A 13,083-nucleotide genomic window follows, 5' to 3' on the forward strand; every position below is an offset into this window, starting at 1 on the left:
AGGGTTTGGATAGATGTCATTTTAGAACCATATTATGGAAAAATATAACAATATAGACGAGGTTTTGAATTTTGCTGTAGAGCAAGAGCAAAGTGAGGTGGATTTTTATAACGATTTGGCCGATAAGATGAGTAAACCCAAGGTTGAACAATTGTTTAGAGATATTGCCATCGAAAAGCAAAATCATATTCTGAAATTAGTAGCCATACGAATTAGTGGAACCTTTGATCACAATTCCTTTGATCAAATAAAAGAATTAAAAACAGAACATTATATTGCTGATGTCGATTATTCCAATGAAGATCCGAACTTTCATGATGCTTTAATAATGGCAATGGAGAAAGAAAAAGCCACTTTCATGTTTTATTGGGATTTGGCTGAACGGGTTTCTTCTCCTGATCTCCAGGATCTGTTTTATATGCTTGCTTTACACGAAGCTAAGCAAAAAGTTAAGATGGAAATTCAATATGATAGACACTGTGAAGAGCAATTCAAGCAAGAGTAAGATCCCTTGTCAAATATAAAAGTCTCACTTTAGGTGAGACTTTTTTTTCTATATGGTCTCAACTATCATCATAAAAATATTATTTTTACCATTCTATCTACAAAGATCCATATTTATGCGCTTAAAACTTATAAGCTTTTTTATCCCTGTGTTCTTTCTTTTTTCGGGCCTATCCTCATTTGCTCAAATTTCTCATGGTGGCTATCCTTATTTTAAAAAGACAGCAAGTCAGATGAAATTTGAAACGGTGTTGATGCCAGTTGAAAAAATGCTCAATATTAAATCAGAGAGAGCTCTTGAGACTAGATCAAGATTGAAACATGCAAAATATGCTCATGAATTCATTGTGGATAAGACAAGCGATAATTCAGGAACTTGGACGGTTTTATCAAATGGACAACGCGTGTGGAATCTTGCGATTACTTCACCGGGAGCTTATTCTCTTAGCGTCGTATTTGAGAAGTTCCGTTTGCCTATGGGAGGAAAGTTGTTTATTTATAACTATACTAATGATAGGGTATTGGGAGCTTATACAGAAAAAAATAATAAAAATTCAGGACGATTTGCAATTGAGCCCTTAGCAGGTGATGATCTTATTATTGAATATATTGAGCCCATTAATCCTGAGTTTAAAGCTGAGCTCAAACTAGGAAAAATCTATCATGATTATAAGAATATTTTTAGGATTTTTGACTCCAAGAGTTCATATGTAAAAAGTGAATCAGGTAGCTGTAATGTGAACATCAATTGTGAGCAAGGCTTAAATTGGCAGGTTGAGAAGCGGGCTGTTTGTCATATTACCTATGGCGGTTGGATTGCTTCGGGTACCTTGATAAACAATACCAGGAAAGATGGACGTCCCTATATTCTAACGGCTCACCATGTCATTAGTGAAGAATCACTTGCCCAACAAGCCATCTTTTATTTTAATTACGAAGCTGAAACTTGTGAAGGAACGACTGGTTCCAAGGGCCAATCCATATCTGGATCGAATTTAAGAGCGACAACGAATCATTTGGATTTTACTCTTTTAGAAATGAGCTCGATTCCTCCTTCCACTTATCAGCCTTATTATGCCGGTTGGGATCGTTCAGGGTCAATACCTAGTCAAACGGTTTGTATTCATCATCCTAATGGGGATGTGAAGAAAATATCCATGGATCAGAATCCTCCTGGAACCGAAACTTATATTGACTCAGATTATACTTTTGATACGAATACACACTGGCTTATATCGAGCTGGGAATTGGGAACCACTGAGGGTGGCTCATCAGGTTCTCCCTTGTTCAATTCACGGCATAGACTTATTGGTGATCTCACAGGTGGAGATGCCAATTGTACCAATTCAGTGAATGATTATTTTGCTAAGTTTTCTGCCAGTTGGGACACATACCCTGCCAACGAAAATCAACTTAAATATTGGTTAGATCCTGACAATACAGGTTTTCTCGTCTTGGATGGATATAACCCATCTATTATGACAGATAAGAATATTGCCTGCGTAGAGTCAGATGTAGAGGTGTTCTTTAATTTTGGAATGGATTACGATACTTATTTATGGGATTTTGGAGCCGATGCTAGTCCTGAAACAGCTACAACGAAAGGCCCTCACACTGTCAAATATTCAACATCAGGAGTTAAAGCTGTAAGTTTGGTTTATACCCTTGGAGAAGTGAGTGATAATGAATTCACTAGTTTAGTTGTTGTAGATGAAACAGAGCCTGATTTTACGTATTTGTTTAAGCAAAAAAGTTTTGATTTTAGAGATGCATCAAAAAATGCTGTGACTTATTTGTGGGAATTTGGTGATGGCGAAAAATCAGGACTTATGAGACCTAATCATGTGTATGAGAATTCGGGTCAGTATCTTGTGAACTTAACTGTAGGTAATATTTGTGGAGAAAAAAGCACCACAAAGACTATCAATACGAGTTATGATTCTGAACTTGTGATTTATCCCAACCCGAGTAAGAATGTGAAAACCCGAGTTGATTTAAATGCCGTTTTATTTAATCGTATTGATTGGTGGCTTTACGATACGCGTGGGGCAGAACGTTTAAGTGGCTTTGTTTCGCAATATAATTCCTTTATCGATTTGGATTTAAGACCATTTCCAGCTGGACTTTATATTCTGAAAATGGATATCGATGGTTCCATCGTGAATCGGAAAGTCATTGTATTGTAGTTATTGATAAGAAATAAATCAAAGGCAGATTCTCATAGATTGAGTTATCTGCCTTTTTGTGTTTTTAAAGATGATTCAAGAGTTCCGAAGCTTCACTGATAATGGCTTTGGCACCATTCGCATTCAATTCATCAGCTCCACGAAATCCCCATAAAACGCCGACACCAAACATGCTTGCATTTTTTGCTGTTTCCATATCAACACCAGAATCTCCAACAAACATGAGTTCACTTGCTGAGATTCCCATTTTCTCAGCTGCCATTAAAGCCCCTTGAGGATTTGGTTTTCTAGCGACATCACCACCAGCACCAATCACAAATGAAACATCCCATTTTGCCAAAAGAACTTTGACCACTTTTTGAGTCAGGTCGTTAGCCTTGTTTGAGAAAACAGCAATCTTAATTCCTTTTTCTTGAAGCTCATCCAACAGATCGGCTACACCTGGGTAAAGTTTAGTCTTGTTGATACAATTGGCACCATAAACCTCAAGCATTCTATTCAGATTCTTAGTGAAAAGTTCATCTGTTCTTAATTCCTCAGGTAATGATCTGTTAACCAATTTTCGAATGCCATTACCTACAAAAGTTTTATAAGTATCTATACTGTGAGTCGCTAAGTTTTGTTCTACTAAAACCTGATTCATTGATTCTGCAATATCCTCAATTGAATCGGCAAGTGTACCGTCTAAATCGAATACGATTCCTTTTATATTCATTTTATTTGTTTAGTGTGTTTAGAGCCTCGAATTATGTGAAAGCCTATGCAAATATCGTTATGAACACTTTACTAGCAAAAAGATTGTTGCCTAAATTTTAATCTGCTTATAAGTTTTGTTTTGGAATATCTACTTTTTTTGTCACAAAATGTAGAATAGGACTAAGGTCAAGCCCAATAAGGTCATAAGCAAATTCAAGTGTTTGCAAGATTTTTTTGTATATTGAATTTGGTAAGAATTAATGAAATGATAATTATTTTAGGTTTATTCTAAGATTTTGTAAATCAAGATATAGTATTTGCGAACGATTAAACTATTTGGATATTAAATTAGCTTTCTTACTTTTACGGCCGACATATGGAGAATCAAGAACAAAATATCTTAACTAGATTACAGAATAAGGATGAATCAGGACTCCGCCTTTTGTTTGATTCTTACTACTCTCCACTTTGTGTATTTGCCTATAAATATTTCGATTCTTTCGAAAAAGCAGAAGATTTGGTTCAGGAGGTTTTTATTAATATTTGGGAGAATGATAGATTCAAGAATTTCACAGGCTCTTTAAAAGCATACCTTTTTACAACCGTAAAAAACAATTCTTTAAAGCAGATTAAAAAAGACAACAGATATCGATTTGAAGAAATTGAGAATCTATCTTATAAAATTATCGAGGAAAAATTTGAATCTCAAGAACTTGAGGCACGTAAAGAAAGATTGTACAAGGAGATAGAGCTTTTGCCACTTCAATCTAAAAAGGTTTTTGAAGCAATAATATTTGAAAAACTTAAATATGCTGAAGTCGCTGAGGAATTGAATATCTCAGTTAACACAGTTAAGACTCATTATTCGAGAGCTCTAAAACAACTTCGTATTTCTATGGATATTCTTATCATGATCATGTTACCTTAAGGAAGGTTAAAAAGTCAAAAAGTCAAAAGGTCAAAAAAAGTCAAAGAGTTAAGAGATTGATTCTTCCATCAGAAAACTGAGAACCAACAACTGACAACCAATAACCGATAATTGACAACAAAACCTTAATAGCTTCAAGCAATTATTCCCTCACATTTACAATTTTCAATCTTTTCTTGCCTGTAATTCATTATCGTATAAAGAAATTTTAAAAATAGTTGATTTTTTTTGTCACCCATTTTAAGATTTTGAGATTATAGGTGTAAATGAATAGAAGAATGAAATTTTCGAAAGAACATATAATTGAATTAATAGCGAGCTATCGTGAGAAAACAATTTCTCAAGAAGGATTGAATGAACTGAACCAATGGTTGGATTCTGATTCAGATCACTCAAAGGAATTTGCCAACTACCTAGCCCTTTTAAGAGAGAGTGGAGCAATCAGCCATCTGAACCATATGAGTTCAGATGAAGCCTGGGCAAAAATAAATATCTCATTGACTAAATCAACAAAGCAAGTTAAGACAAGAAAGTTACACTTGTGGTTGCCTTATGCAGCAGCAGTAGCTGTCATATTTGTAGTGAGTTATTTTATGCTTTATCAAGTTACGAGCGATTACGACTTTAATAAAGATTACAATTTTGCAGAAGTTTCGACTGTGGGCTCAAAGAAAGCCATTTTAACACTAGATGGAGGGCAGAAGATGATGTTGTCAGAGAAAGATGCCAATTTATTTTCTGAAAAGGATGGAACCCTTATCGAGAAAGACTCTTCGAATACACTGAAATATGCTAGCAGCAGTAAGGAGCAGAGTCGTTTGATCTATAATCGCATCGATGTTCCTCGTGGAGGAGAATATTCATTGACCCTTGCTGATGGAACTAAAGTTTGGTTGAACTCAGAATCATCACTTAAATATCCCGTACAGTTTGTTGGTGATAGACGTCAGGTTGAATTGACAGGTGAAGCTTATTTTGAAGTGGCTCATAATGCTAGTAAGCCATTTTTTGTAAAAGCTGGCGATGCTGCGGTTAAGGTATTAGGAACAAAATTCAATATTTCCTCATATACCGATGATGAATATATCGCAACAACATTGGTTGAAGGTAGTGTACAGGTTAGAAACTTGGGAAGTAAAGAGCTTTTGAAGCCAGGCTATCAGGCTGTAGTGAAAAAAGGAGAGAAAGAATTTGAAGTTCGAAAAGTAGATACAGAACTGTATACCTCATGGGTGAATGGTGTATTCGAGTTTAAAAATAATTCTCTTGAGGAGATATGCCACCAATTGAGCCGTTGGTACGATGTAGAATTCTTTTTTACAGAAAAGCAGTACCGAGATTTAAGATTCACTGGAGCTGCAAAGAGAGAGAAATCTGTAGGCTTTGCCTTAGATATGATAGAGAAAATGGCAAATGTGAAGTTTGCGATTAAGGATGATAAAATTATTGTAGGGAGACCTACTGATTAAATGGAAATTTGTTAGCGGACACTAGCAAATAAAAAAAACAGGAAATGCGGACACATTCCCTGTTCAGTTTAATAACAAACCATTGAATAACAAGATCAATGGTAGTATAAATCTAGACCCTAAAGTTATGAAAAAAAACCTAAGATGGCGGTTGTTAACACCAGCCATTAGAAAAACATTGCTTATTATGAAGCTAAGTTTGATTTTATTTTTTGCATTTAGTCTGCAACTATCAGCATCTGTGCTATTAGGGCAGCAGGTAAGTATTCGTACAGGACAAGCTTCGCTCAAATCTGTTTTGGATAATTTGAAAGAGCAAACCGGAACCTATTTCATGTACAATGAAAAATATATGGATGATTCCATTCTTGTAGACTTGGATATGCAAAATGCGAGTTTGGAAGAAACTCTAGAGGAAATTTGCAAGCAAGCTTCTTTTACATACGAGATTATTGAAGATTTCGTCGTGTTTACTAAAAAAGCACCTGTAAAAGTAAAGGAAGAAATAAAGCAAGAGAAAAAAGAATTAAAAGGTACTGTCACTGATAAAGATGGGAATACCCTACCTGGTGTGTCAGTTGTAGTGAAAGGAACAATAATTGGTGTTGCTACAGATATTAATGGTAATTATACTATTGAATTAGATGGTGACAAGACAGTATTGTTATATTCGTTTGTAGGAATGAAATCTCAAGAAATTGCTTACAATGGACAATCAGTTTTAGATGTTACACTAACTGCTGATTCAGAACAGATGGATGAAATCGTGGTTACGGGTTATCAAAAAATAAAGAAAACTCGAATGACAGGATCTGTTGAGTCCGTAAGTGCAGCAAAAATAGCGAACAAAGGATTTACAACAGTAGCTGAAACTATGAAAGGACAGATGGCTGGTGTGTCAATGATTAGCACAAGTGGTCGTCCTGGAGCAGCAGCACAGATTCGAATTAGAGGTGTGAATACTTTAACTGGAGATGCAGAACCTATTTGGATTGTAGATGGAATGCCATTGCAAGGTGAAGCTCCTAAAGTTGGTGTAGGAGGAAGCGGTTTTACATCATCAGTTTTGAGTAATGGTATTGGTAATATATCTGTTGATGATATAGAATCTATTACTGTTTTAAAAGATGCAGCTGCATCGGCTATTTATGGATCAAGAGCAGCAAATGGTGTAATTGTAGTTACTACTAAAAGAGGTACTTCAGGGAAATCATATTTAAACTATAGATCTTCATACTCAATTAATTCAGCTCCGAAGAATAATCTTCAAATGATGAATACGGAGCAGAAAATGAGATATGAAGAATCTATCTATAATGATTTTTCTCATATGAATCTTGATGGTAGAGTTTTTAGAATTTTGAAGCACAGAGCAGCTGGATCGTTAAGTTATGATGAAGCTTCAAGAGAACTAGAAACTTTAAGAAATACCAAAACTAATTGGTATGATGAGATATTTCGTACTTCTTATTCACAGAATCACTCGTTTAGTTTACAAGGAGGTAGTGACAAGACACAATTTTATTCGTCTTTAAATTACCAAAATGAAACAGGTATTGTTCAGAATAATAAATACTCTAATTACGGTGTCACTTTAAAATTGACTCATAACTTCACAGATAAATTGAGAGTTAATTTTGATGTTAATAGTAATTACAAAGAAGATAGAACAACAGCATCTTCTGTAAATCCTTTACATTACGCGACTTTTGCGAATCCATATGAAAGACTTCGTGATGAAAACGGTGAAATTGCTTATGATAGATCGTATGAGTCTAGATTGAGTAAAAAGAACGTTGGGTATGTATATGATTTAAACATTTTAGAAGATATCAATAATAACACTATAAAGAGTAATTACTTGACATCGGGATTAAATTTGAAGATTGAATATGAATTATTAAAAGGTTTGATGTTTGCGACTCAAGCATCTTTTAGTTCTTCAAATACAACTTCAAAAAAAGTTTACGAGCCTGGTTCTTATACTTCTGAGAGAAACAGTTGGATTAAATCGGTATATCAAGGCGGTGAAATTCCAGATGATATGAATAATGGATCATTGAGGAATTCTTCATCTAGACATTTGAGTTATACTCTAAGAAACTCAATTTCATATAACACATACATCAAAAAAGATCATTTCATTAATATAATGGGTGGTCAGGAAATTTCATCAAGAAATACAGAGAGTTTTTCTGCCTTGAGTCCTGAGTATGATCCTAATTATGATCTAATAGGATTTCCGGAATTACAAGATCTTAAGGGTGAGAAATTGGACGTTAATGCTTTGAATACAATAAACTCTTCAGAGCATAAGACAGCTTCAGTATTTGCTACAGCAACATATTCATATAAAGACAAATATGTATTCAGTACTAGTGGCCGTATGGATGGTGTAGATATTATTGGAACAGATAATAGATTCACTCCTTTATGGAATACAAGTTTGAAGTATAACATGGCAAAAGAGAAATTCATGGAGGATATTTGGTGGTTAGATATTCTATCTTTTAGAGGTTCTTTTGGTTATACAGGTAGTATCGATTACAATGCGAAACCATTTGCTACTTTAAGTTATGCTTCGTCGTCAAGAAAGTCAAATGGTGAAGTATTGCCTTATGGTGTGTATTCTGCTAATCCTTCTATTAAGTGGCAAAAGAAAACAGATAGAAGTTTAGGTCTTGATGTATCAGTGTTCAAAAATAGAATTAACGCGACGGTTAACTACTACAATAATGTTACGAAAGATTTATTAGATACCAAGCAGCTTCCTATGTCTAATGGTAGAGCAACTGTTAAGGCTAATGTTGCAAGTTTGAAAAATCAGGGATTAGAATTTTCTATAAACACTAAGAATATAGATACTGAAGATTTTAGATGGAATACTAACTTCAATATAACGTTCAATAAGAATAGAATTATTGATACCTATTATAAATCTTTAGAAGATCTTCCTGCGATTGAAAGAAGAGCAGATTTGACCAAAGGTTACTTCATAAAGAACAGACCAACTCAATCATGGTATGGTTACAAATTTGCTGGAGTAAACACTGAGACTGGTCATATGATGGCCTACATAGACAAAAAAGATAGTGAAGGTAATCAGATGGGGCATAAACGTGAAGATGGCAGCTATGTAATTGATATGAACACTGAATTTACTAAAGATGCCGTTGCTTATTTGGGCAATTCATACCCTACATTCTCAGGAGGATTTGGAACTAGTCTATCGTATAAAAGATTCAATTTAAATGCGAACTTCACTTATATGGGAGGTCATAAAATTAGATCTTTCAGATCTAGTACATCGAATCCATTGTATTCATCAAAAACTAATACTTCAGTAAATGAGTATTACAGATGGAGAAAGAACGGAGATGTTACTAATATTCCTGTTTTAACTACAGATCAAAAAGATGCTTACAACAAATACTTCTTTGATTCTGAACTTGAAGATGGAGATTTCTTGAAATTTTCAAATGCAAGTCTTACCTATAATCTAACTAGTAAACTTTGTTCAAAATTAAAACTTACAAGACTAACACTTGGAGTCAGTGCAAGTAATATTTATACTTGGTCAAAATACAAGGGAGTTGATCCTGAGACAATGGGAGCTTTTGGATATCCTAACTCAAGACGTTATTCGTTTAACTTAAATATCGGAATCTAATATGAAAGATATAGCAATTTATATTTGTGCATTAATGATAGTATTACTATCGGGATGCACTGATTATCTAGATGTAAAACCTAAAAATATTGTTGTTTTAAAGACTACAAAAGACGTTCATAATTTAATGGAGTCTTATCTCTATGGTATTGAGCGTGTTGGTTCGTGGACTGATCAGGGTGTGAAAGTTGATGGTAGAACAATCAAATTTCCTTATACACCAGCAGTCACTGTTAATTTATCACTTTATGCTGATAACTTTAAAATGGATAAGCTCCCAGAGCATATTAATTATTGTATGCGTTACTACGGTGAAGAATACTATAGTTGTTCAAAATGGGAAAATATTGACTATACAGACGGTTTGTGGAGTTCATTTTACAGTAATATCGGATTTTTTAATATTGTGATTGATGCACTTAATAAAAATTCAGATAGAACTTCAGATAAATATAAAGAGACATTTTGTGAATCTAAAATGTTGAGGACATTGATGTTTTTCAATATTATGAAGAATTTTGCTCCCTATAGCAACGCTGAGTATGGTATTCCAATTAATACTGATCCTAACGGCCTTAATCCTACTGCAAGAAATACTCAAGAGGAAGTGTATGAATTTTTAATTTCAGAATTAAAATCTGTTCAAGATTTGGATTTTGAACCTAGAGATTTTAATGTTTTTTACTCTAGAAATACATTAGCTGCATTATTCGCTCAAATTTATTGGTTTAAGGCTGAATCCGCTGCTAAAGAAGCAACAGATTGGGATAACGCTGCTAAAAATGCTTGCGAGGCCATAGAAGGGAAACAGTTGAATGATACCGCATCCAAGTTGGAGGATCTATTTAAATGTGGCAATAGTGTAGGTGTGAATATAAATAACCCAAGTTGTCTTGTGATATTATCTAATGCAGCTCCAAATAAAAATAATCTATATGCATTTTGGGGAGGTAGTTCGGATCATTATCTTCCAGCTAGTGATGATTTAGTAAGTCTTTACGATGAGAACGATATTCGTAGAGAAGCATATTTTGATGAAGATATGAAAGTCACAAAATGGAAACCTAACTGGACTGTATCGAATAAAGTTCAGTTCTGGAGAGTTGCAGACTTACATTTAATTGCTGCTGAAGCTTACGCTAGAGCAGGGGAAAATGAACTCGCTGAAAACTATCTAAATACTTTTAAACAATCTAGAATACCTGATTACACTACTTATGAAGGTGGCGACGTACTAGGTGAGATATTAAACGAAAGAAGAAAAGAATTTTGCTTCGAGTTTGGGAGACGATGGACAGATCTTAAACGTTTCAATAAAGGATTTACTAGAAAAGCGATTATGGACCTTGACGAAGATGATAAGGATGGCAAACGCGAAGTAGAATATTCATTAAATGATGATGATTATCATTTCGCTTTTCCTATCCCACTTAAGACAGAATTAGGTGTCAATGGTAATATAGATCAAAATCCAGGTTGGTAAATAATTATTAACGAATTAAAATTTTTAAAGATGAAAATATTACAATTTTTAGTCTTGATTTTCATAGCATTTTCCTGTACTCCAGATCCTTATGAAAAGATGGAGAATTTTGCTCAAGAAAATGAAATTGAATTTATCAAGATCTGTGCATCAAGTGATAAAATTATACCTAATGGCGAAGGGGTTATTGAACTTACAACTATTGCCTATGGTGTAAAATCAGTTTCAGATCTTTATACTGAAATGATTGACGGTACTGAAATTTATAAAGATACAGTAAGAGTTGATACTTTCGTGATCCCTAGAGATCAATACCCATCAAATCTAATTAAGATCTTTAAGGGGAATGGTGAACTTTTCAAAGGTGATAAATTTAAAACGACTGATACTAATCTTGATGAAGTAGAATTTTTTGCTAAAATAAATGAAATAGAATCGGAACACATTGCTGTAAAAGTTCGACAAGTTGAACCTACAAATTACGATGAGTTAACTATTCCTATTATTTTTCACGTACTAAGTGGCCCTTCAAATTCAATAGTTGAAATGAAGGTCACAGAAGATTTTCTTCAGGAGAAATTGGATATCTTGAACAATGTTTTTAATAAAAAACGAACAACCAATCCAAATGGGGGCTCGGCCCATATCAACTTTAGGTTAGCTGAATACGATAATCACGGCAAGGTATTAGATGTGAAAGGTCTTAATAAAATAAAGACAACGAAGATATTGAGACCAACAGAATCATTAGAATATATCAAAGAAAATTTGAAGTGGGACCACAATAAGTATTTGAATATTTGGATATGTGACCTAGCAGCAGGAAGATATTCATCTAATGGATCAACATCGTTTAAAGTCGAAGTTCCTAAAGTAATCTTAGAAGGTGAAACTGCAATTCCAGGTATCGATGCTAGGCCAATAACAGATCTTGAAGAAGAGGACTTAGAAGAACTAGTAGATACTGGTATTGTTTATAATATAGGGGAATTTGCGATAACTCAGAATTATGATAGTAATTCTACAGGATTCGCAAATTTGATAGGCCTATATTATGGACTATTAAAAATGAATTTCAAAGAATATTGGGATTGGAGAATACAGGAATATGTATCTAATATGGTTGATGGAGATACTGATTTTTGTGGCGATACGCCTATATATGATTATGGATATTCTCTTTACAAAAAACACTATGTGACAGGTGCTAAATTCACCACATATAACATCATGGCTCAGTATAGTAGACAAAATTCTATTACGTATGATCAGGCCAAAAGAGTAAGAGAAGTACTTCAGAAGTGTCCTACCCGATGGAGTTATAAATCAGACTGGGCTTTTACAGGAAAATAAATTATTATCAAGCAAAGTTGAACTTTGGTTCAACTTTGCTTTTACACTATTATTAGTAAATTTCATAATGAAACAAACACTAACTATTTTATTTGTTTTAATTGCAACAACGTGCTATAACTCAATGGCTCAAAGTAATGTTTTTGTAGAGGAAATAAATAAGTATGAAAACGAGAAAATAATCTATGAATTGTTCACTAAGCAAGTTGTGGATATGTCTGAAAAAGAGGTATTTGTAAGGAGTGAGTCACGCAGATTAAGAAATAATGGAAATGAAAAAAGTTTTGAAAAAAACTATAAAAACTTAAATACTATTATAAGTAAGAAGAAAGAGTTTTATAAAGGATTTATAGAGAAAAACAAGAATACTTTAACTGGAGCACTTGCGCTTATAAACGTTATTGATAGAAGCGATTGTTCAGGGATACATAGCGAACGTGAAATTATTGCTTTGGGAAAAAAATTCAAGGAAATACCTAATGGAGTTGTTAAAGAATATCTAGAAAATAAAATTAATATTCTAAAGCATTTACAGATAGGTGGAATTTGTCCTCTAATAAGACAAGAAGATCCTAAAGGGAATATGATATCAACTTCTGATTTTAAAGGCAACTACTTAATTATTGATTTTTGGTCATCTTGGTGTTGTGGATGTAGACAAGAATCTCCTAACATTAAAAAAATATATAAAGAATTTAAACCTAGTGGTCTTGAGGTGCTTGGAGTTTCTCTTGATACTAAGAAAGATAAATGGATTAAAGCTGTTAAAGATGATGATTTGCCTTGGACTCAGG

Annotated in this window: 9 protein-coding genes; 8 read left to right on the top strand and 1 reads right to left on the bottom strand. The window is 33.8% G+C overall.

Annotation, left to right across the window (positions count from 1 at the left end; translation table 11 throughout):
• Nucleotides 1-34: 34 nt before the first annotated feature.
• Together ACXR6G_RS09525 and ACXR6G_RS09530 are read left to right on the top strand one after the other, a co-directional pair.
• Nucleotides 35-505: a ferritin family protein gene (locus ACXR6G_RS09525; RefSeq protein ID WP_458361191.1), complete on the top strand. Its 471-nt coding sequence runs from the start codon at nucleotides 35-37 to the stop codon at nucleotides 503-505.
• Nucleotides 506-620: 115 nt separating this feature from the next.
• The gene (locus ACXR6G_RS09530; RefSeq protein ID WP_458361192.1) at nucleotides 621-2,690 is read left to right on the top strand and encodes a PKD domain-containing protein; all 2,070 of its coding nucleotides are present in this window, start codon (nucleotides 621-623) and stop codon (nucleotides 2,688-2,690) included.
• A 64-nt stretch (nucleotides 2,691-2,754) separates the two neighbouring features.
• On the opposite strand, the gene ACXR6G_RS09535 is transcribed toward ACXR6G_RS09530, so the two are convergent.
• Nucleotides 2,755-3,405 (bottom strand): HAD family hydrolase, encoded by a 651-nt coding sequence (locus tag ACXR6G_RS09535; RefSeq protein WP_458361193.1) that lies wholly within the window; start codon nucleotides 3,403-3,405, stop codon nucleotides 2,755-2,757.
• Nucleotides 3,406-3,762: 357 nt separating this feature from the next.
• Between ACXR6G_RS09535 and ACXR6G_RS09540 the strand changes: the two genes are divergently transcribed.
• From ACXR6G_RS09540 to ACXR6G_RS09565, 6 genes are all read left to right on the top strand, one after another.
• Nucleotides 3,763-4,314 (top strand): RNA polymerase sigma-70 factor, encoded by a 552-nt coding sequence (locus ACXR6G_RS09540; protein ID WP_458361194.1) that lies wholly within the window; start codon nucleotides 3,763-3,765, stop codon nucleotides 4,312-4,314.
• A gap of 278 nt (nucleotides 4,315-4,592) precedes the next feature.
• Nucleotides 4,593-5,783 (top strand): FecR family protein, encoded by a 1,191-nt coding sequence (locus ACXR6G_RS09545; RefSeq protein ID WP_458361195.1) that lies wholly within the window; start codon nucleotides 4,593-4,595, stop codon nucleotides 5,781-5,783.
• 127 nt (nucleotides 5,784-5,910) lie between these two features.
• Nucleotides 5,911-9,453 (top strand): SusC/RagA family TonB-linked outer membrane protein, encoded by a 3,543-nt coding sequence (locus ACXR6G_RS09550; RefSeq protein ID WP_458361196.1) that lies wholly within the window; start codon nucleotides 5,911-5,913, stop codon nucleotides 9,451-9,453.
• Between the two features lies 1 nt (nucleotide 9,454).
• The gene (locus ACXR6G_RS09555) at nucleotides 9,455-10,936 is read left to right on the top strand and encodes a RagB/SusD family nutrient uptake outer membrane protein (protein WP_458361197.1); all 1,482 of its coding nucleotides are present in this window, start codon (nucleotides 9,455-9,457) and stop codon (nucleotides 10,934-10,936) included.
• 30 nt (nucleotides 10,937-10,966) lie between these two features.
• The gene (locus ACXR6G_RS09560) at nucleotides 10,967-12,289 is read left to right on the top strand and encodes a hypothetical protein (RefSeq protein WP_458361198.1); all 1,323 of its coding nucleotides are present in this window, start codon (nucleotides 10,967-10,969) and stop codon (nucleotides 12,287-12,289) included.
• 67 nt (nucleotides 12,290-12,356) lie between these two features.
• Nucleotides 12,357-13,083 (top strand): peroxiredoxin family protein (locus ACXR6G_RS09565; protein ID WP_458361199.1); only part of this gene is annotated, 727 nt, incomplete at its 3' end.

This window comes from Ancylomarina sp. YFZ004 (assembly GCF_054254355.1).

Excerpts from the sequence above, each read along its gene's own strand:
- ACXR6G_RS09525 (WP_458361191.1), top strand. The coding sequence starts at position 35 with ATGGAAAAATATAACAATATAGACGAGGTTTTGAATTTTGCTGTAGAG.
- ACXR6G_RS09530 (WP_458361192.1), top strand. The coding sequence starts at position 621 with ATGCGCTTAAAACTTATAAGCTTTTTTATCCCTGTGTTCTTTCTTTTT.
- ACXR6G_RS09535 (WP_458361193.1), bottom strand. The coding sequence starts at position 3,405 with ATGAATATAAAAGGAATCGTATTCGATTTAGACGGTACACTTGCCGAT.
- ACXR6G_RS09540 (WP_458361194.1), top strand. The coding sequence starts at position 3,763 with ATGGAGAATCAAGAACAAAATATCTTAACTAGATTACAGAATAAGGAT.
- ACXR6G_RS09545 (WP_458361195.1), top strand. The coding sequence starts at position 4,593 with ATGAAATTTTCGAAAGAACATATAATTGAATTAATAGCGAGCTATCGT.
- ACXR6G_RS09550 (WP_458361196.1), top strand. The coding sequence starts at position 5,911 with ATGAAAAAAAACCTAAGATGGCGGTTGTTAACACCAGCCATTAGAAAA.
- ACXR6G_RS09555 (WP_458361197.1), top strand. The coding sequence starts at position 9,455 with ATGAAAGATATAGCAATTTATATTTGTGCATTAATGATAGTATTACTA.
- ACXR6G_RS09560 (WP_458361198.1), top strand. The coding sequence starts at position 10,967 with ATGAAAATATTACAATTTTTAGTCTTGATTTTCATAGCATTTTCCTGT.